This is a genomic window from Streptomyces hokutonensis (assembly GCF_042751305.1).
GTDB classification, from domain to species: domain Bacteria; phylum Actinomycetota; class Actinomycetes; order Streptomycetales; family Streptomycetaceae; genus Streptomyces; species Streptomyces hokutonensis_A.
On record NZ_JBHYWD010000033.1, the window covers coordinates 33,420 to 52,532 of the forward strand.

Annotated in this window: 17 protein-coding genes; 5 read left to right on the forward strand and 12 right to left on the reverse strand. The window is 70.3% G+C overall.

Annotated elements, in window-relative coordinates; genetic code table 11:
* Positions 1–200 precede the first annotated feature (200 nt).
* From exaC to xylB, 7 genes are all read right to left on the reverse strand, one after another.
* A complete protein-coding gene (exaC, locus tag ACFXC1_RS46770) occupies positions 201–1,724 on the reverse strand; it encodes an acetaldehyde dehydrogenase ExaC (RefSeq protein ID WP_381255263.1) in 1,524 nt (507 codons plus the stop codon).
* Between the two features lie 134 nt (positions 1,725–1,858).
* Positions 1,859–3,136, reverse strand: coding sequence for a GAF domain-containing protein (locus ACFXC1_RS46775; protein ID WP_381255403.1), 1,278 nt, complete (start codon positions 3,134–3,136; stop codon positions 1,859–1,861).
* 229 nt (positions 3,137–3,365) lie between these two features.
* The gene (locus ACFXC1_RS46780; RefSeq protein ID WP_381255266.1) at positions 3,366–3,965 is read right to left on the reverse strand and encodes an N-acetylmuramoyl-L-alanine amidase; all 600 of its coding nucleotides are present in this window, start codon (positions 3,963–3,965) and stop codon (positions 3,366–3,368) included.
* A 19-nt stretch (positions 3,966–3,984) separates the two neighbouring features.
* Complete coding sequence (locus ACFXC1_RS46785; protein WP_381255267.1) at positions 3,985–4,998, reverse strand: acetamidase/formamidase family protein; 1,014 nt, start codon at positions 4,996–4,998, stop codon at positions 3,985–3,987.
* Positions 4,995–6,479 (reverse strand): APC family permease, encoded by a 1,485-nt coding sequence (locus ACFXC1_RS46790; RefSeq protein ID WP_381255270.1) that lies wholly within the window; start codon positions 6,477–6,479, stop codon positions 4,995–4,997. Before ACFXC1_RS46790 ends, ACFXC1_RS46785 begins: the two co-directional genes overlap by 4 nt.
* 196 nt (positions 6,480–6,675) lie before the next feature.
* Positions 6,676–7,932: an ROK family protein gene (locus ACFXC1_RS46795; RefSeq protein ID WP_381255272.1), complete on the reverse strand. Its 1,257-nt coding sequence runs from the start codon at positions 7,930–7,932 to the stop codon at positions 6,676–6,678.
* A gap of 28 nt (positions 7,933–7,960) precedes the next feature.
* On the reverse strand, positions 7,961–9,406 hold the full coding sequence (gene xylB, locus ACFXC1_RS46800; RefSeq protein WP_381255274.1) for a xylulokinase: 1,446 nt from the start codon (positions 9,404–9,406) through the stop codon (positions 7,961–7,963).
* Positions 9,407–9,538: 132 nt separating this feature from the next.
* On the opposite strand from xylB, the gene xylA reads away from it, so the two are divergent.
* Entirely contained in the window at positions 9,539–10,705 is a 1,167-nt protein-coding gene (xylA, locus tag ACFXC1_RS46805; RefSeq protein WP_381255277.1) for a xylose isomerase, read from the forward strand.
* Positions 10,706–11,023: 318 nt separating this feature from the next.
* Positions 11,024–11,269, forward strand: coding sequence for a hypothetical protein (locus ACFXC1_RS46810; RefSeq protein ID WP_381255279.1), 246 nt, complete (start codon positions 11,024–11,026; stop codon positions 11,267–11,269).
* Between the two features lie 21 nt (positions 11,270–11,290).
* On the opposite strand, the gene ACFXC1_RS46815 is transcribed toward ACFXC1_RS46810, so the two are convergent.
* The gene (locus ACFXC1_RS46815; protein ID WP_381255282.1) at positions 11,291–12,637 is read right to left on the reverse strand and encodes an esterase-like activity of phytase family protein; all 1,347 of its coding nucleotides are present in this window, start codon (positions 12,635–12,637) and stop codon (positions 11,291–11,293) included.
* A 127-nt stretch (positions 12,638–12,764) separates the two neighbouring features.
* Positions 12,765–14,195, reverse strand: a complete 1,431-nt coding sequence (rox, locus tag ACFXC1_RS46820; RefSeq protein ID WP_381255405.1) for a rifampin monooxygenase — start codon at positions 14,193–14,195, stop codon at positions 12,765–12,767.
* Between the two features lie 389 nt (positions 14,196–14,584).
* On the opposite strand from rox, the gene ACFXC1_RS46825 reads away from it, so the two are divergent.
* Positions 14,585–15,649: a fatty acid desaturase family protein gene (locus tag ACFXC1_RS46825; protein WP_381255285.1), complete on the forward strand. Its 1,065-nt coding sequence runs from the start codon at positions 14,585–14,587 to the stop codon at positions 15,647–15,649.
* A gap of 153 nt (positions 15,650–15,802) precedes the next feature.
* Positions 15,803–15,985 carry a hypothetical protein gene (locus ACFXC1_RS46830; RefSeq protein WP_381255287.1) on the forward strand — a complete coding sequence of 61 codons (183 nt, stop codon included), beginning with the start codon at positions 15,803–15,805 and terminating at the stop codon, positions 15,983–15,985.
* A 128-nt stretch (positions 15,986–16,113) separates the two neighbouring features.
* On the opposite strand, the gene ACFXC1_RS46835 is transcribed toward ACFXC1_RS46830, so the two are convergent.
* The 3 genes from ACFXC1_RS46835 to ACFXC1_RS46845 form a co-directional block, all read right to left on the reverse strand.
* Complete coding sequence (locus tag ACFXC1_RS46835) at positions 16,114–17,016, reverse strand: hypothetical protein (RefSeq protein WP_381255288.1); 903 nt, start codon at positions 17,014–17,016, stop codon at positions 16,114–16,116.
* 135 nt (positions 17,017–17,151) lie between these two features.
* On the reverse strand, positions 17,152–17,448 hold the full coding sequence (locus ACFXC1_RS46840; RefSeq protein ID WP_381255290.1) for a hypothetical protein: 297 nt from the start codon (positions 17,446–17,448) through the stop codon (positions 17,152–17,154).
* A gap of 134 nt (positions 17,449–17,582) precedes the next feature.
* Entirely contained in the window at positions 17,583–18,182 is a 600-nt protein-coding gene (locus tag ACFXC1_RS46845; protein WP_381255293.1) for a class I SAM-dependent methyltransferase, read from the reverse strand.
* Between the two features lie 152 nt (positions 18,183–18,334).
* Between ACFXC1_RS46845 and ACFXC1_RS46850 the strand changes: the two genes are divergently transcribed.
* Positions 18,335–19,108, forward strand: coding sequence for an MHYT domain-containing protein (locus tag ACFXC1_RS46850; protein ID WP_381255296.1), 774 nt, complete (start codon positions 18,335–18,337; stop codon positions 19,106–19,108).
* The last annotated feature ends 5 nt before the right edge of the window (positions 19,109–19,113 follow it).

Sequence of the window (19,113 nt, forward strand, 5' to 3'; positions counted from 1 at the left end):
AGAGGCCGAGGGCCTCCCCGATGGTGTCAGTGGTTCGAGTGCTGCGTACGAGTATTCATCGAATCGCTGCGCTCATGAGCGGGCGGTTCGCGGGTGATGTTCTCCGGTGCCGATTGGTCCGCGACTGATCCGGCTGAAAGTAGCTGTCGTGTCGGGTTGCCTGGAGCGCAACCATGCCTCCAGGCAACCGACTTCAGGCTCTAGAAGAACCCAAGTTTCTTCGGACTGTATGAAACTAGAAGGTTCTTGGTCTGCTGGTAGTGCTCCAGCATCATCTTGTGGTTCTCACGGCCGATGCCGGACTGCTTGTAGCCGCCGAACGCCGCGTGCGCGGGGTACGCGTGGTAGCAGTTGGTCCACACCCGGCCCGCCTGGATCGCCCGGCCCGCGCGGTACGCCGTGTTGATGTCCCGGGTCCACACACCGGCGCCGAGACCGTACAGCGTGTCGTTGGCGACCTTGATCGCGTCGTCGAAGTCGTCGAACGAGGTCACCGAGACCACGGGCCCGAAGATCTCCTCCTGGAAGATCCGCATCCGGTTGTCGCCCTCGAAGATCGTCGGCTGGACGTAGTAGCCGCCCTTCAACTCGCCGTCGTAGTCGAGCCGTTCGCCGCCCGTGAGGACCTTCGCGCCCTCCTGCCGGCCGATGTCCAGGTAGGAGAGGATCTTCTCCAGCTGGTCGTTGGAGGCCTGGGCGCCGATCATCGTGTCGGTGTCGAGGGGGTGCCCCGGCTTGATCAACTCCGTGCGGGCGACGGCCGCCTGGAGGAAGTCGGAGTAGTGGCCGCGCTGGATCAGCGCCCGGGACGGGCAGGTGCACACCTCGCCCTGGTTGAGCGCGAACATCGTGAAGCCCTCGAGTGCCTTGTCGAGGAAGTCGTCGTTCGCCGACGACACGTCGTCGAAGAAGATGTTCGGCGACTTGCCGCCGAGCTCCAGCGTGACCGGCTTGATGTTCTCCGAGGCGTACTGCATGATCAACCGCCCCGTGGTGGTCTCGCCGGTGAAGGCGACCTTCGCCACGCGCGGGCTGGACGCGAGCGGCTTGCCCGCCTCGACGCCGAAGCCGTTGACGATGTTCACCACGCCCGGCGGCAGCAGATCCGCGATCAGGCTCATCCAGTAGTGGATGGACGCCGGGGTCTGCTCGGCGGGCTTGATGACGACCGCGTTGCCCGCCGCGAGCGCCGGGGCCAGCTTCCAGGTCGCCATCAGGATGGGGAAGTTCCACGGGATGATCTGCGCGACGACCCCGAGCGGCTCGTGGAAGTGGTACGCCACCGTGTCGTCGTCGACCTCGCCCAGCGAACCCTCCTGCGCCCGGATCGCCCCCGCGAAGTAGCGGAAGTGGTCGATGGCGAGCGGGATGTCGGCGGCCAGGGTCTCGCGGATCGGCTTGCCGTTCTCCCAGCTCTCCGCGACCGCGAGGGGCTCCAGGTGTGCCTCCATCCGGTCGGCGATCTTGAGCAGGATGTCGGACCGCTCGGTCACCGAGCTGCGCCCCCAGCCCGGCGCGGCGGCGTGCGCCGCGTCCAGCGCCCGCTCCACATCCTCCGCGGTGCCGCGCGCGATCTCGGTGAACGGCTGCCCGTTCACCGGGGACGGGTTCTCGAAGTACTGCCCGCGAGCCGGCGGAACGTACTCGCCGCCGATGAAGTGGTCGTAGCGCGCCTGGTAGGAGACGATCGCGCCCTCGGTGCCGGGTGCCGTGTAACGGGTCATGCTGGTGTGCCTCCCGGAGCAGCGCTGCCCGCCGTTGGGCAGCTCTCGGCGCGAGGCTAGGGAGCGGGACGTTGCATGTACGTTGCGGTGCCTCCCGTGAGTTGCGTCGGCTGCGTCGCGTCAGCCGAGTTACGTCAGCGGCCCGTCCCGCGGGACCAAGCGCCCGGTGCCGCCAACTCCGACTCCAGGGCCGCGAGCCGGGAGCGCACCGGTGCTGTCGGACGTATTGCCGCGAGCGCCCGCCACACATCGAGGTCGTCCTCGCCCCACGGCGCGTGCGCCCAGTCGGCCAGCAGGTCGGGGTCGCGGCGGGCGATCAACGCCGCACGGAGGCCGTCCGCGAGGCGCGCCCTGAGCCGTACCACCGCCGGGGCCTGCGAACCCGGCAGCAGCGGACCCGTGTACGCCGTCGCCGCTCCCGTCACCGCACCTCCTTCCAGGCGCCGTTCGACGATCGCCACATCGGACTCGACCGGCAGCGTGAGCCGGTAGGGACGCGAGGCGAGCAGACCGGGACCCAACAGCCTTCGCAGCCGCGCCAGTTCGGCCCGCAGCGTCACCGGCGGCACCGACTCGTCCTCGTACAGCGCGCACAGCAACTCGTCGCCGGTCAGCCCTTCGGGATGCCGGGCCAGCAGCACCAGGATCTCGCTGTGCCGACGGCTTAGCCTCATCTTGCGACCGTCGACACACAGTTGGGCCTCGTCCCGGCCGAGCGCGGTCAGCTCGGGTCCGTCGACCGACGCCTGCTCCGGGGCGAGCAGCGCCAGCTGGGACTCGGCGGCGCGCGCCACCGCTTGCACGAAACCCAGGCTGTGCGGATGCGCCAGCCCGTCCCCGCCGGTGATGTCCACGGCACCGAGCACCCGCCCGGTGCGCGGATCGTGCACCGGAGCCGCCGCGCACGTCCACGGCTGCACCCGCCGGATGAAGTGCTCGGCCGCGAACACCTGCACCGGCCGGTCCACGGCGACGGCCGTACCCGGCGCGTTCGTCCCGACCGCGCTCTCCGCCCAGCGCGCACCCGGCACGAAGTTCATCCGGTCGGCCTTCCGCCGGGTCGCCGGATGTCCCTCGACCCACAGCAACCTGCCCTGCGCGTCGCATACCGCGAGCAGATGCTCGCCGTCCGCGGCGAACGTGCCCATCAGCTCCCGGATCAGCGGCATCACCCGCGCCAGCGGATGCTGCGCGCGGTAGACGCCGAGGTCGCCGTCCGTGAGCTCCACGTTCGCCGTGCCCTCGGGACCGACTCCGGCACGTGCCGAACGCCGCCAGGAGTCCGCCACCACCGAGCGCACCGGCTGCGGCACCGTGCCCGCCACGGCGAACGTCTCGTGCGCCCGGCGCAGCGCCCGCACCCGCTCGGCAGGGTCGGCCCCCGGCTCCAGGGCCACCCATGGATCGGTCAACTCGGCCTCCCAGGAAGGCGATACGGCGTCGCGGATACCGCGATACAGCGGTGACACGCCCGCGATACGGCGGGGAAACGCCTGCGGACATCGTCACTCCGGGGAAGGGTACGGACAACCGTTTCGACCGGGCCGGTCCGAACGCGGCACATCCCGGTCGGATCAGGCGTGGAGCAGGCGGAGATCGGACTCCGGCCCGGTGCGGATCAGGCCGAAGTGACCAGGCTTGTCAGACCGAAGTGACCAGCCTTATATAGCGGGTCCAGTCCCAGTTCGGCCCTGGATCGGTGTGGTCGGTGCCCGGCACCTCGAAGTGCCCGATGATGTGGGACCGGTCCTTGGGGAGCCCGTACTTCGCGCAGATCGCCGCCGTGAGTCTGGCCGACTGTTCGTAGAGCGCGTCGGTGAAGTACGCGGGCTGATCCACCCAGCCCTCGTGCTCGATACCGATGCTGCGGGTGTTGTAGTCCCAATTTCCCGCGTGCCAGGCGATGTTGGCCTCCCGGACGCACTGCGCCACATGCCCGTCGGCTGACCGCACGAGATAGTGCGCGGACACCTTCTTCTTCGGATTCTGGAAGATGGACAGCGTCGAGGAGTACGTCTCCTGGGTGACGTGGATGACCACGTAGTCGACGGGATAGCTGCTGGGGCGGCTGGACGCCGTGTAGTTGGAGGAGGTCGCCGGCTGCCACTCGGCCGACGGATAGTCGACGGCCTGCGGCTGCGCTCCGGCCTGTGGGGCGGGGAGTAACGCGTAGGGGACGGCGGCGAGGGCGGCGCCCTTCAGAAGCCATCGCCTGCTCGGGAGCGGTGTTGCCCGTTCCATGGTCGGGTTGCCTTTCGGTTCAGTGCCGGAGGGCCGCAGCGGTCTCGCGCAACCGCGCGTGCAGCCCCCGGTGAGTCTCGCGCGTGGGCAGCCACTCTTTGCGGATCTTGGCCACGCAGGTGTAGTTGGTGTCGCAGACGTTGGCCAACGGCGATTCGACCGCCTGGGTGGCGAATTGGTAGGCGTCGAGTTCACTGAATCCGTAGTCGCGCACCAGCCAGCGCACCAGGTCGAGCTGGGAGATGCGGAACGCGTCCTCCAGCGGGCGTGCCGAACCCGTCGAGATGATGTGGGTGTCCGACTCGATGCGCGGCCAGGGAGTCGCGACGCCCTTGAGCAGCTCCACGATCACCACGGTGTTCATCGCGCACTCGACCGCGACACCACAGGTCTCGCCCTCGCCCTGCCGGGCATGTCCGTCACCGAGGCTGAGCAGCGCGCCCTCGACGTTGACCCCGAGATAGCAGGTGACTCCGGCCCGCATCTCGGGTGTGTCCATGTTGCCGCCGTGCGCGTCGGGCACCAGCGCCGATCGCACCTCCAGGTTGGCGGGGGCCACCCCGACCGTGCCGTGCATCGGGTCGAGAGGCAGCTCGATCTCGATGTCGCTGTCCCGCGCGCGGAACAACGCCGTGCGGCGGGTGCGGTCCAACTGCCAGATCCAGACGGTCTCCGGAAGCGGCGGCTGCAGTGTCGCCGTGGTGTGCGTCGACGTGAGCGCGCCGAAGAGGGGGACCGTGGTCGAGGCGGCCCAGTCGCGGGCCGGTTCGATCGACACGAAGTGCACGGCGACCGTGTCGCCCGGCTCCGCGCCCTCCACATGGAAGGGGCCGGTCTGCGGGTTGAGGAACGGGAACTCGCACACCTCGGACACCAGGTCCTTCTCGGACCGCACCCGCCCGGCGAAGCAGTCCTCCGTGTACAGGTCGAGAACCGTGCCGGGCGCGATGCGCGCCACGGGCGGCGCACCGCCGAACGTCCAGGCGTACTCGCCCGGTTCGGGCCGCACCGTCAGGATCCGGGGGTCGTTCATGGCTGTACTGCTCCGTTCTGAGGAGGTCCGCTGGGGACGGGTTCGTCGAGATGGACGCGGGCGGTCTCGGCTATTCGCTCGGGGTGACGCCGTAGCAGGACCAGCAGCACTACGACCCCTGCCGCCATCCAGACGCCGACGACCGGTCCGGCGTACGAGACGGGAGCGGTCAGCTCGGTCACGAAATCGAAGGCAGGGAGACCTGCCGCGGTGAGCAGGGCCGGGACGAATGCCACGATCCCGAGGAGGGGCACCAGCAGGTGCCGTACCGGTTTGAGCAACTCGCGTCTGCGGCGCAGGAAGTAGCCCGCACAGGCCAGGTTCACGACGATGTAGACGCCGATGACGACCGTGACGATCACAGTGGCCAGCAGGAAGAACGCGGTCACCGGGTCGTAGCCGAGACCGAGGCCCAGGACGGCGCCCACCGCGACCACGGTCTGCACGGCGATCCCGGCGACGGGGGAGCGGTGGCGGGGGTGCAGGGTGGCCAGGACGCGGGGGAGTACCCGGATGCGGGCCAGGGCGAAGGCGGTGCGGGTCGAGACGGTGGCGCACGCGTTGGCGTTGGCGATCGTCGAGTTGACCACGGCCAGGAACACCAGCACCCAGAACAGGCCGAACGACGCGCGTGCCACCCCCTCCCAGGACGCCGCGCCGGAGGCACCGAATCGGGCGAAGCGGTCCGGGCCGTAGTGGACCGTCATGGCGTAGGTCGTCAGCGCGTAGAAGAGGCCGATGCCGAGGGCCGCGCCGAGCACCGCGCGGTGCATCGTCCGGCGTGGGTCCCGGGTCTCCTCGGCGAGCGGCGCCGCGGCCTCGAATCCGGCGAACGCGAGCACTGTGTAGACCGAGCCGGCGAAGACTCCGCCGAGGCCCGAGTAGTCCTTCCCGGTGTGCGAAGTGCCGAAGACGGACAGGGTGTTGGCGCTGCCGGCCTTGCCGATCAGCCAGAGGGCGAAGATCAGGAAGACGAGGATCTCGAAGACCCCGAGGACCGTGCCCAAGCGGGCGGAGGCGCGTACACCGAACCAGCCCGCCGCGGTGATGATCGCGGCGCCCGCGAGCGCCCACGGCCACCACAGGCTCTCCGGATACGAGGGCCACTCCTGGTGCAGGGTGCCCGCCGTGGTGAAGCCGAGCTGGAGGAGCAGCAACGGTGGGACCAGTGCCTCCACGAAGACATAGCCCCAGCCGACCAGGAAGCCGACGGCCGGATGCAGTCCCTGTGCCGCGTACGTGGCCACCGAACCGGCGGCGGGCAACTCCCGGGTCGGCTCCGCCACGCAGGACGCGGTGAACAGACAGGCCACCAAAGCGATCAGTACCGACAGCGGCAGGCTGCCGCCCGCGAAGGCCGCGCCCGACGGGATCGACGCGGCGACCGCGGCGGCCGGCGCCATCGCCGTGACGCTCTGGAAGAGAACCTCGCGCAGGCCGACGGCATCCCGCCGCAGCCCCTGAACTGTCTCCGCCGACACGTGAATCCCCCCTCGTCCACCTGTCCGTCCGTCCACGCAGGCCGTCGTCACGTCACGACGGCTGCGCCTCGCGTGAATCACGGTACGGCGCTTGCGGGTTGGGCAGTAGGGCGTGGTGGGCTTCCGTGGACGACGGAGGATCTGTGGAAAACCCGGCCACCCGAACGGGCGAAGGCCGAGTGAAGTCGGTTGTGTTTCAGGCCTGTTCGACCACGATGTCCACAGGCCGTTCGGTCGCGATAGCCCCGGTCCGTTCGGCCACCGCCGCCGGGTCGTCGAGCACGGCCCGCACCACCGAATGCGCGGCCCCCAGCAGCGGGCCCTCGGGACCCAGCCGCGACACCGACACCGGACAGGGCGGCCCCGCGGTGCGCCGTGCCAGCTCGGCCTCCAGCGACGGCAGCAGCCAGGGCGCGAGCCCGGACAACGCGCCGCCCAGCACCACCAGTCGAGGATCGAGCAGGTTGACCGCACCGGTGAGCGCGATGCCGAGCGCCGTACCGGCGTCGTGCAGGGCGCGTCGTACCGCCTCGTCGCCGTCGGCGGCGCGGGTGGCCAGCAGACCGACCCGGTCCGCTCCGGGCTCAAGACCGGCGGCGCGCAGCACCGCCTCCTCGCCCGCGTACTGCTCGAGACACCCGCGCCCACCGCACGCGCACTCCGGCCCGTCCGGACGCACCGGCACATGCCCCAACTCGCCCGCGAATCCGCGCGTTCCGCGCAGGAGGCCGCCGTCCACGACGACCGCCGCGCCGATACCGATCTCGGCCGACACATGCAGGAAGTCACGCGGGGTGGCCCCGCCCAGCCAGAGTTCGGCGAGCCCGCCGAAGTTGGCCTCGTTGTCCACGGTGGGCGGGAGTTCGGCGGGCAGCAGGGCACCGAGGTCCGTGTCGTGCCAGTCGAGGTTCGGGGCGCGGACGACCGTACGGCCGTCGCGGGCCACCAGACCGGGCACGGCGACCGCTAGCCCGGCCGGCCACAGGCCCTCCGCGTCCGCCTCGGCGACGACCTGCCGTACCAGCGCGGTGAGTTCGGCGAGCACCGGTTCGGGGGAACGGCCGCGGTTCACACCGTGCCGCACCGCCCGGGCCCGTATCTCGCCGCGCAGGTCTACCGCGCAGACCGCGAGATGGTCGACTCCGATCTCCGCGCCGATGCCGGCCGGACCGCGCCCGCTGACGGCGAGCGCCGATCCGGGGCGGCCCACCCGGCCGGGCCGCTCGGGGCCCAGTTCTTCGAGGAGCCCCGACCGGATCAGCTCGTCCACCAGCGTCGACACCGCCGCACGGGTCAGTCCGATACGCGAGGCGACGGCCGCACGCGAGAGGGGACCCTCGGCGCTCACCGTGTGCATCACCCGGGCGAGGTTGCGGCGGCGCATGCCCTGCTGGGTGTCGGGCAGGGCACGTCCGGGCCCGGCGGGGTGTGCCTCGTGCAGCGGTGCGGTCATGCCTCCCTCAGTCCTCGGTCGGGGTGCGTCAACGGCCGTTCGGGTCGCGTTCGAGCAGCGGAGCCGCGTCGGAGAGTACCCCGGAGATCCTGGCGAACGTCGCCTCGTCCCGCTCCACGGCGTCCAGCACCGGCCCGGCGGCCGTGTTCCAGCGGCGGGCCACCGCGGCCGGATCCTCGCCGGTCAGCAGGCCCGCGGCCTGCGCGGCGGCGCCCAGCGCGACCAGTTCCTTCGCCTCGGGCACCTGGACGGGACGCCCCGACAGCCGCCGTACCGTCTCCTGCCAGGCCGTGCCCCGGGCGCCCCCGCCGATCAGCAGCAGCGGCGTGGTGCGGTCTGCGTCCTCGTCGAGAACCAGGTCGAGCGCGCCCAGCAGGGCGTGCACGGCACCGTCGTAGGCGGCCTGAAGGAGCTGGCCGCCGGTGGTGTCGTGGCGCAGACCGTGCAGGAGGCCCGAGGCGTTGGGGAGGTTCGGAGTGCGCTCGCCGTCCAGGTAGGGGAGCAGCGTGACCGACGTGCCGGGCTCCACGGCCTCCCGGTCCAGGCCCAGCAGGGCCGCGATCCGGTCCACGGCGAGGGTGCAGTTCAGGGTGCAGGCCAGCGGCAGCCAGTCGCCGTGCGCGTCGGCGAAGCCCGCGACCGTGCCGGACGGGTCGGCGGGGCGGTGCTTCGACACGGCGTACACCGTGCCCGAGGTGCCGAGGCTGAGCACGGGCGCGCCCGGGCGCAGGCCGAGGCCCAGTGCGGCGGCCGCGTTGTCGCCGGTACCGGGGGCGACGAGAGTGCCCTTGGAGAACGGCAGGTCGTGACAGTCCCGCACCGTGCCCGCCACCTCACCCGGTCGCACCACCCGGGGCAGCAGCGCCGGGTCGAGCCCGACATGCCGGAGGATCTCCTCGTCGTACGACTCGGTCCCCGAGGCCCACCAGCCCGTACCGGAGGCATCGCCACGGTCGGTGGTGCCCTGGCCCGTGAGCCGTTCGGTGAGGTAGTCGTGGGGGAGGCGTACGGCCGCCGTGGCCCGCACCGCCTCCGGCTCGTGCTCGGCGAGCCAGGCCCACTTCGTGACCGTGAAGGAAGCACCAGGCACACTGCCGGTGCGCTCCGCCCAGGCCTTCGGGCCGCCCAGTTCCTCGATCAGACGGGTGGCCTGCGGCGCCGAACGGACGTCGTTCCACAGCAGTGCCGGGCGCACCGGCTCACCCTGGGCGTCCAGGGTGACCAGGCCGTGCTGCTGGCCGCCGATCGACACGGCCGCCGCCTCGTGGGCCGCGTCCCCGCACTGGCGCAGGGCCTCGCACAGGGCGTCCCACCACTGCCGGGGGTCGCTCTCCCGGCCGACCCCGGAGGAGACGGTGTGCGGCGCCTGGCCACTCGCGACGATCTGGCCGGTGGACACGTCGACGACCAGTGCCTTGGTGGACTGGGTGGACGAATCCACACCGACGACGAGCGGACCCTCGGCTGCTGACATCGGGTTTCTCCCTTGTGTGCGGCATGTGTCTCCGCCCGGAGACACATTGTCCCTTCCCAGAGACGCTCCGGCATACTAATTTGTAAACCGCCATGACGAAATAGTCGGAGCGAAGCAACAAGGAGCCGCGTCATGAACTACCAGCCCACCCCCGAGGACACGTTCACCTTCGGCCTGTGGACCGTCGGCTGGCAGGGAAGGGACCCGTTCGGCGACGCCACCCGCCGTGCCCTCGACCCGGTCGAGACGGTGCAGCGCCTGTCCGAGCTGGGCGCCCACGGTGTGACCTTCCACGACGACGACCTGATCCCCTTCGGGTCCTCGGACGCCGAGCGCGAGTCGCACATCAAGCGTTTCCGCGAGGCCCTCGACGCGACCGGCATGAAGGTGCCGATGGCGACCACGAACCTCTTCACGCACCCGGTCTTCAAGGACGGCGCGTTCACCGCGAACGACCGTGACGTGCGCCGCTACGCCCTGCGCAAGACGATCCGCAACATCGACCTCGCGGTCGAGCTGGGCGCCGAGACCTACGTCGCCTGGGGCGGCCGTGAGGGCGCCGAGTCCGGCGCCGCCAAGGACGTGCGCGTCGCCCTCGACCGCATGAAGGAGGCCTTCGACCTCCTCGGCGAGTACGTCACCGACCAGGGCTACAGCATCAAGTTCGCCATCGAGCCCAAGCCGAACGAGCCCCGCGGCGACATCCTGCTCCCCACCGTGGGCCACGCCCTGGCGTTCATCGAGCGCCTTGAGCGCCCGGAGCTCTACGGCGTCAACCCCGAGGTCGGCCACGAGCAGATGGCCGGGCTGAACTTCCCGCACGGCATCGCCCAGGCCCTGTGGGCGGGCAAGCTCTTCCACATCGACCTCAACGGCCAGTCCGGCATCAAGTACGACCAGGACCTGCGCTTCGGCAACGGCGACCTGCGTGCCGCCTTCTGGCTGGTCGACCTCCTGGAGAGCGCCGGTTACGCAGGCCCGAAGCACTTCGACTTCAAGCCGCCGCGCACCGAGGACCTCGACGGTGTGTGGGCGTCCGCGGCCGGCTGCATGCGCAACTACCTGATCCTGAAGGAGCGTTCGGCCGCGTTCCGTGCCGACCCGGTGGTCCAGGAGGCGCTGCGCGCCTCGCGTCTGGACGAGCTGGCCCAGCAGACCGCGGCGGACGGCCTGAAGGCGCTGCTCGCGGACCGCTCGGCGTTCGAGGACTTCGACGTGGAGGCCGCCGCAAAGCGCGGGATGGCCTTCGAGCAGCTCGACCAGCTCGCCATGGACCACCTCCTGGGAGCACGAGGCTGACGGCACGCACGCGTGCGTCACTCGAAGTCCGGGTTGTGACCGACCCCCGCGCGGAATGCTTCGGAATCATGCGATCCATGGCATGAGTCCGTATCAACCACCGCGCGGGGGTCGCGTCATGACCTCTACGAGGCGACTCTTGTCGGTATGGCCATGCCGCCCGTACCGCCTCGACCGCCCGGGCCACCGGACGCCACCCCGCCTCAAGGAGGCGGCTTCGGACCTCCCGGAGACTTCGGGCACGGATCGGGAGGGGGCTACGGAGACTACGATCCGCCGCCCCGCAGGCGCCCCCGACCGCTGTTCGTCCTGCTCACCGTGATCGTCGCGGCCGGAGCGGTCGTCGCCGTCGCGCTGATGGTCTTCGGGGGACACGACTCATCGGACAAGAAACAGCCGGCGGGGAGCAGTTCGAGCAAGAGTCCGTCCCTGAGCCTTCCGACGAAACTCCCCACCAGCCTGCCGACCGGGCTCCCGACAGTGCTTCCTTCGAAACTCCCCTCGGAACTGCCGAGCGAGATCCCGAGCGACATCCAGTCGCTGCTCCCGTCCCTGCTCGGCTAGTTCCTCAGGAGCCGACGCGTCCTAGATGCGGTGGGGGAGCTTCAGGTACACCAGGGTCGTCTCGATACCGCTGTCGACGAGTCGTCCCTGCGCGTCGAACGCGCCCGCGCCGTCCGTCATCCCGAAGTCGTTGTCATTTATGAGGGCGAGCGTGTCGTGGTCCACGCGCGCGACGCCCTCGATCTTCTGCGGCACGCCGGAGACGGTCCCCAGGTCCACCACCAGCTTCTTGGCCAGCACCGGGACACCCGCGGCGGCGGGATCGTCGAGCTGCTCCAGGGACGGGGACGTCGTGTCGTCGTCGTAGGGACCGCCGAGGATGCTCGACTTCCGTTCCAGCTCGACCAGTTGGAGCCGGGCGGCTTTGTCCGTGCGCTCCTCGACCAGGAGCCGGTCGCCGCCCACGGCGACCACCGAGGAGATCTTGAGTTCGGAGGTGTCGTCCTCGCCGGGGTCGACCACGTTCACCGGATCGAAGCGGTACGCGTACTCCGCCGTGACCGCCTTCTTCTTCGTGGAGAAGCGCAGCAGCCGGGTGTTGAGCGACGCGTTCCCGGCGTCCCCGTTCGGCAGCGACAGCGGGCTCTGCAGGGCCATCACCAGGTCACCGCCCGGCAGTTGGGCGAGTCCCTCGAAGCCTCGGTTGATCTTCCGGTGCAGCAGGACGGCCGGCAGCGCCTCCACCACCGGGTAGTCGGCCCCGGTCAGGCGCAAGCCCTTGGGCACGTACCGCGTGAGCACCTTCCCGCGCGCGGAGACATGCACCAGGGAAGGGCCGTATTCGTCGACGAGCCAGAACGAACCGTCCCCGGCCCGCACGATGCCCTCCGTGTCCAGCCCGTTCGGGTTGTACGACAGCGGTGTCTGCGCGTCGTAGGAGTACGGCGCCTCGTCGCGTCCCTGCTGGTTCGGCAACCCCGTGACGCCCTTCCCGGAGGATGTGGTGATCGGGATGGCCTCCAGGACCTTGAGCGCGTCCCCGGAGACACGGACCTTCACGATCGCCGGGTCGAAACCGGGCACCGGGAACGTACGGCGCTTCGTCCCGCTCACCTTGATCTGGCCGTTGGGCCCGCGGTCGGTGATCGTCCAGTACTCGCCCTTGCGGCCGGCCGGGTAGATGTCGCTGCCGATGCCGCCGAGGTCAACTCCCCGGTCGTTGTCCACCGACCCGGGCAGCAGCGCGTTGCTGAACGCGCCGAGTGGGATGTCGCCCAGTGTCGCCGTGCGGGTCACATGGGCGGCCCCGCTCCCGGAAGGGGCTCCGGCGGCCGTACCGGCCGCCATCAGGGCGACCGCGACGGCGAGCGGGACACCCGCCGCGACGGGACGACGGATGCGGCGCCGGACGGGGGCATGCGGGGACATCTGGCCTCCTGAGGGCAAATTCGTTGACAGCGGCCAGAGTTGGGCCCGATGAGGAACCGTGGTCGACGGCCGGATGAATCCAGGGTGTCGGCCGCTCGTCGGGCGGGCGCGGATCTGAAAGCTGTGCTCAGCGCGGGGGGCCGAACCACTTGGGCAGCCGTTCGAGCAGGCCCTTCTGATCGTCACCGACCCAGGCCACGTGACCGTCCGGCCGCAAGAGGGCGGCGGGTACGTCCAGTTGGGGTTCCTCGACGACATCGACGGCGTGGTCGACGCGATCCGCCCAGCTGCTCACCGAGAGTCGGCCGGTCCGGTCGAGCAACAGTCCCCGGCCGCCGTGCATCAGCCCGTAGAGGTGCCCCTGCGTCAACTCCACGTCCCGCATCCGTCGGCCGACGAGTTCATGGTCGTCGCCGAAGTCGTAGCGGATGCCGACCGCCGTGATCATCTCGGTCACGTACAGGTTCACCTCCTCGAAGTCCATCAGCGTGGAGAACAACCCCCGTAGCGCGGTCGCACCCGGATCTGTCCCCAGTAGCGTGATCTGCGCGCGCGTGTTGTCGAGAACGCGAGCGCCCACCGGATGCCGTTCGACGTGGTAGGTGTCCAACAGCCCTTCCGGAGCCCACCCGTTGACCGCGGCGGCCAGTTTCCAGCCGAGGTTGAACGCGTCCTGCACACCGAGGTTGAGCCCCTGCCCGCCGGTCGGTGGATGGATGTGCGCCGCGTCGCCGGCCAGGAACACCCGGTCGACCCGATAGCGCTCGGCCTGCCGCGTGGCATCGCCGAACCGCGACAGCCAGCGAGGCGAGTGCACGCCGAAGTCGGTGCCCGCGACGGCCCGCAGCTGCCGCTTGAATTCCTCCAGGGTCGGCGGAGCCGCACGGTCCTCGGCCACGCCGTCCGCGGGCACCACGACGCGGTACATGCCGTTCTCGCCGGGGCTGACCCCGAACCGCAGTTGGGTCTTGCGGACGTCCTCGACGACGGAGGCGATCGTGGCCGGATCCTCGGTTACCGCCATCTCTCCCAGCAGTGTCTCGACCGTGGCGGGCTCGCCGGGGAAACCGACGCCGAGCGCCTTGCGCACCGCACTGCGGCCACCGTCGCACCCGACGAGGTAACACGAGCGCATCTGCGTGCCGTCCGCCAACTCGGCTGTCACCCCGGACGCGTCCTGGCTCAGCCCCACGACTTCACGGCCGCGCCGGATCTCGGCACCAAGCTCGACGGCACGCTCGGCGAGCATCCGCTCGGTGACCGGCTGCGGGGTGGCGACGCCATAGGGGTGAGCCGTGTCCAGCCGGTCCGGCCAGGGTTTGACGATGCCGCCGAAAAGGCCGCCGGCGACGAACTTCTCACTCACCGCGAGAAACCGGTCGAGAAGACCGCGCTGGTCCATGATCTCGACGCTGCGCGCGTGCAGACCCTGCCCGCGGGACTCCCCGGTCGGCTCGGTCAACTTCTCCAGTACGACCACACGCACGCCGTGCAGCCGCAATTCGCAGGCCAGCATCAAGCCGGTCGGTCCGCCGCCCACCACGATCACGTCCGTCATCGAAACGCCCATTCAACGAGATTGCTTTCCGGTCGGCCGCCCTGAGGGCATCTGTGTCATGGACCCTGCGTTTCCGCAGGTCCTGGCCTCGGTCGGTCATTTTGCGGCACTACAGGGGCCTTGCCGCAAGCCCCGTACTGCGCTATACGTTGGGTGTGGCAAGGAGCGGACGATCTCCTTGCCATTGCCTTTTTCCGAGGCCTTTCCGACGGACTTCTCCCGGCGCTCGATTTTCTTGGGACCGGGTGGCCGGGGGTGTCGTCAACCCCCCTGGGAGGACCCGGATGACCCCCGTACGGACACGGGGGGTGCCGTCATGGTCGCGACCGGTCACCGATTCGTACGTTTGCTCAGGTCACCCCGTTGCCTGAGAGAGCCGGAGACCGGACATGTCCCAGACCACCGCAGTCGTCGGCGCGCATGATCCTGGGGATGCCGTAGAGGCATCCCCAGGGAGCGAGTTCGCGCCCCTCCTGCGTACGGTCAAGAGCCGAGGCCTACTGGAGCGGCGGCGCGCCTGGTACGCGCTCTGCGTTGCCGTCAACGCCCTCGCGCTGGCCGGCATCGTGACCGGCATCGTGCTGATCGGCGACTCCTGGGCGACCCTGCTCCTGGCGCCGCTGCTCGGCGTGTTCGGCGCCCGAACGGCTTTCATAGGCCACGACGCGGGCCACTCCCAGATCGCCGGTGGCAAGGCCGCCAACCGGCTCATCGGTCTGATCCACGGCAATCTGCTGCTGGGAATGAGCTACTCCTGGTGGAACGACAAGCACAACCGCCACCACGCCAACCCCAACCACATCGACAAGGACCCGGACGTCGTCGCCGACATCCTCGTGTTCACCGGTGAGCAGGCCAGGCACCGTTCCGGTTTCCGGCGTTGGCTCACCCGCAACCAGGCGTGGCTGTTCTTCCCGCTCACCCTGCTCGAAGGCGTCGCCCTCAAGGTGCACGGCTTCCAGGACCTGCGGCGGCAGCCCCGGCGCGAACGGGCGGTCGAGGGCACGCTCCTGGTGGGCCATGTCGCGGCCTACGCCACGCTGCTGCTGACCTCGATGTCCCCGGGAAAGGCGCTCGCGTTCGCCGCGCTGCACCAGGCCCTTTTCGGACTGCACCTCGGTCTGGCCTTCGCCCCCAACCACAAGGGCATGGAGATGCCGGACCCGAACGGCGAACGATGGGGCCATCTCCGTCGCCAGGTGCTCACCTCACGGAACATCCGGGGTGGCCCCCTGACAGACTGGTTCCTCGGCGGGCTCAACTACCAGGTCGAACACCACCTCTTCCCGAGCATGCCGCGGCCCAATCTGCGGCTCGCCCAGCCGCTGGTGCGCGCCCACTGCGAAGATGTGGGTATCCCCTATGCGGAGACCGGGCTCGTCGACTCCTACCGACAGGCCCTGCGCCACCTCCACGAGGTGGGGGAGCCGCTGAGGCCGGAGTGGACGGAGTGACGACGGAGCAGCTGACGGCCCGGGGACGGGTGGTCCCCGCGGACCAGTAGGGGAAGCGTCTCAGGGATGTCTCAGGGTCGCGGTCCGGAACTGTGGGAAGCGCGGACCCGTTTTCACATCAGAGAGCGGCCGTGGCCGCGGAGGAGGCAACACATGTCGAGGAACACGAAGATCGTTGTAGGAGGTGTGGCGGTCGGACTGATCCTGTTGATCTGGCTGCCCTGGTGGGTCTCATTCCTGATAGTCGTGGGAGTGCCGACCGCCGCGTATCTCACGCTGGATCCCTCGCAGCGGCGCCGGCTGCGCCGTGTCGCGGGCAAGGAGATCGGCCGCTGACACCGACACACCGACGCCCCACCGCGCTCCCGTACGGCGCGCGGGAACAGAGAACAGCACAGCACTGTCCGCGGGACTGCTGACAGCAGCCCCGCGGACAGTGGCCGACCACGGGAGCGTACGGACGGTCAACTGGGCCGTACGGCAAGCTTGTCCAGCGCCTCCAGGAGGGCCGGCAACTCGGGTCCCCGACCCACCGGCAGCACCTCGCCCGGCTCCTCGTCGAGCAGGACGAACGCGATGTCGTCGGTCCGGGCCACCATCGACCAGCCGGGGCCGTCGGCGCGCAGCGTGCGCGCGTCGCCCGGAGCGAAGGACGATCTGACGCGCCCGAGCGGCGGCGGGGCGTCCACATACGCCCGAGCCTCCGACAGCACCCTGCGGACACCGCTGTGGCCCGTCTGCGGGCCTTCTCCGCCACCGTCCACAGCGACCTCGTCCGATTCGGACGCGTCTTCGGAGGTGTCTCTGGAGTCGTCGCCACCCGGCGACGACTCCGAAGACTCGCCCGCGTTGCCCTGGGCGGGGAAGGCCGAGTCGTCGATCTGCTCCCGCCACAGGGCCCACTGCAGCGCGATCTCGTCCGCGCCCAGCCGTCGTTGCGCAGGGCCCCATGTGGTGGTGTCCGGCGGGGTCAGCGGCGGCCGGTCCACGAGGTCGGGGTCCGGATCGTGCGGCGCGGGCACATTGGGAGCCGCGACCGCGACCGCGAGCGGCCAGCCCGGCAGGGCCGCGACCACTGTGCGCTCGCTCGGCGACAGGTCGTACTCCATGCCGCAGTCCCAGGACGCGATGGCGACCGCGACCAGCGACACGTCGTCGATGACGACCGTCCACCGCGCACCGTCGCCGTCCTGGCCGAGCACCAGGCCGTACCCGTCGGCGAGCGGCGCCATACCGAGCGCGGCGCAGGCCTCCGGATAGTCGTCACCCAGCACACTCGGGAACTTCGCCGGCGTCAGCAGCACCGCCGTGAGCACATAGAGCGCGTCGTCCTCGGCGGCGACGGCCTCTTCATCCGTGTCGGCCATCCCAGCCTCCCCATCATTCGTCCAACCGCGCGCACCCTAGTGTGCCCGGAAGCCGCTTGTCACGACTCCCAAGTACACGCGGAGCTGCAGTTTTCCGTCTGGACAGGGCGAAATGACCACCGGTAACCCGAAGTGTCAGGCCGCGGGGAGCCCGAGAAGGGCCCGGGCCACCGTCCGCGGCGACTCGTCACGTTCCCTGGCGAGCGCGACCACGGCCCGGCACGCCAGCTCGCTCACCCCGAAGGACAGCGCCTCCGGCGACACCCAGCCCGCGGCCTCGTCGATCCGGTCCTGATCATCCTCCGCGCGGGCCGAGACGTAGACGGCCGCGGCCTCGAACAGGTTGTGCGCCCGCCGTTCGGGGCTGTCGCCGGCCTCCGTGCGCGTGGAGGCGAGAAGTCTGGCGAAGGTCTTGCGGGGCCTGTCGAACATGCTGACCACCTTCCCCCTGCGTGGTGTTCTGTCGCCGACCGTCCATCTACTGTTACCCAATATGGAGTTGGAGTTGCGGTGACAGGAGGGGGACGTCGCGGTGAAGCACTGTGAACGTCCCGCCGCGGTGCGACTCAGCCCTCGCGCACGGCCAGCGCCAGGAAGCGGGCGTCCTCATCGGTGTACGACGTCATGCGCCACCCCGAACCGGCAAGCAGCGGACGGAGATTGGGCTCCGCGCGCAGGTCGTCCGGAGTGATCTGCCGTCCCTGACGCGCCGCGAGCGCCGCGCGGCCGATCGGGTGGAACAGGGCCAGCGTCCCGCCGGGGCGCACCACACGCGCCAACTCCCGCAGATTTACCTCCGGTTGGGACAGATGTGCGATCAGGCCCGCCGCGAACACGGCATCGAGTGATTCCGGCCGCAGCGGCAGCGCGGCGACATCGGCGAGCAGCAGACACCCGTCACGGCCGCGTCCGGCCCGTACGGCGGCCTCCAGCATGGCCGGGGTCAGATCGGCACCCACCACCACTCCCGAGGGCCCCACGGCCGCACGGAGCGGCGGCAGGGCGCGTCCCGTCCCGCAGCCCGCGTCGAGCACACGGTCCCCGGCGCGCAGCGCCAGTTCGGCTACGGCCGACGCGTAGGCGGGGCCGTCGTCCGGGAAGCGGCTGTCCCAGTCCGCGGCGCGCGCACCGAAGAATTCCCGGACATGCGTGTGGTCGTCGTTCATGTTCCGCATGATCCCTCACCGACACGGATGACGCTTCGGTGCACACGTTCGAGCGTGACGCGGTCGTTCAGGCGCCTGACTGCGTCATATTGCAACACCTTTCGAAATGCGCCCCCTTTGTGCACCCGTGCCCCTACTAGCGTCCCCTGGTCATGGGACACCTGGACCACGCGACCTTCGGCTGGCTGACCCCCGTGCTGTCCTACGTGATGGCCTGCATGGGCTCCGCACTCGGGCTGCGCTGCACCGTCCGCGCGCTCGGCGCGACCGGCCGGTCGCGCCGCAACTGGCTCATCACGGCGGCCTCCGCGCTCGGCACCGGCATCTGGACCATGCACTTCGTGGCCATGCTCGGTTTCGGCGTCAGCGGCACCGACATCCGCTACGACGTACCACTGACCGTGCTCAGCCTCGTCGTCGCCATCGTCGTCGTCTGCGCGGGCGTCTTCGCGGTCGGCTACGGCCGCGACCGGGGCCGCGCGCTGTTCCTCGGCGGCCTCACCACCGGACTGGGCGTCGCGAGCATGCACTACCTGGGCATGGCGGCGGTGCGGTTGCACGGCGACGTGAGCTACGACCCGATGCTCGTCGGACTCTCCGTCCTCATCGCCGTCGTCGCGGCGACCGCGGCCCTGTGGGCGGCCCTCAACATCAAGGCGCCCATCGCCGTCACCGTCGCCTCACTCGTCATGGGGGCGGCCGTCGCCAGCATGCACTACACCGGGATGTTCGCGGTGCGCGTGCATGTCAGCCCCTCCGGCTCGGTCCTGCCCGGGGCCACGGCGATGCAGTTCATCTTCCCCCTCGCCGTCGGCCTCGGGTCCTACCTGTTCCTGACCTCGGCGTTCGTCGCACTGTCGCCGACGACGGGAGAACGCGAGGCGACCGCCTCGGCCGAGCGGCCGGCCGAGAGCGTCGCCCACTGACAGGC

Bases quoted from the DNA above. Each gene is read 5' to 3' on its own strand.
- exaC (WP_381255263.1), bottom strand. From the start codon at position 1,724: ATGACCCGTTACACGGCACCCGGCACCGAGGGCGCGATCGTCTCCTAC.
- ACFXC1_RS46780 (WP_381255266.1), bottom strand. From the start codon at position 3,965: ATGGAACGGGCAACACCGCTCCCGAGCAGGCGATGGCTTCTGAAGGGC.
- ACFXC1_RS46785 (WP_381255267.1), bottom strand. From the start codon at position 4,998: ATGAACGACCCCCGGATCCTGACGGTGCGGCCCGAACCGGGCGAGTAC.
- ACFXC1_RS46795 (WP_381255272.1), bottom strand. From the start codon at position 7,932: ATGACCGCACCGCTGCACGAGGCACACCCCGCCGGGCCCGGACGTGCC.
- xylB (WP_381255274.1), bottom strand. From the start codon at position 9,406: ATGTCAGCAGCCGAGGGTCCGCTCGTCGTCGGTGTGGATTCGTCCACC.
- xylA (WP_381255277.1), top strand. From the start codon at position 9,539: ATGAACTACCAGCCCACCCCCGAGGACACGTTCACCTTCGGCCTGTGG.
- ACFXC1_RS46815 (WP_381255282.1), bottom strand. From the start codon at position 12,637: ATGTCCCCGCATGCCCCCGTCCGGCGCCGCATCCGTCGTCCCGTCGCG.
- rox (WP_381255405.1), bottom strand. From the start codon at position 14,195: ATGACGGACGTGATCGTGGTGGGCGGCGGACCGACCGGCTTGATGCTG.
- ACFXC1_RS46825 (WP_381255285.1), top strand. From the start codon at position 14,585: ATGTCCCAGACCACCGCAGTCGTCGGCGCGCATGATCCTGGGGATGCC.
- ACFXC1_RS46830 (WP_381255287.1), top strand. From the start codon at position 15,803: ATGTCGAGGAACACGAAGATCGTTGTAGGAGGTGTGGCGGTCGGACTG.
- ACFXC1_RS46835 (WP_381255288.1), bottom strand. From the start codon at position 17,016: ATGGCCGACACGGATGAAGAGGCCGTCGCCGCCGAGGACGACGCGCTC.
- ACFXC1_RS46840 (WP_381255290.1), bottom strand. From the start codon at position 17,448: ATGTTCGACAGGCCCCGCAAGACCTTCGCCAGACTTCTCGCCTCCACG.
- ACFXC1_RS46845 (WP_381255293.1), bottom strand. From the start codon at position 18,182: ATGAACGACGACCACACGCATGTCCGGGAATTCTTCGGTGCGCGCGCC.
- ACFXC1_RS46850 (WP_381255296.1), top strand. From the start codon at position 18,335: ATGGGACACCTGGACCACGCGACCTTCGGCTGGCTGACCCCCGTGCTG.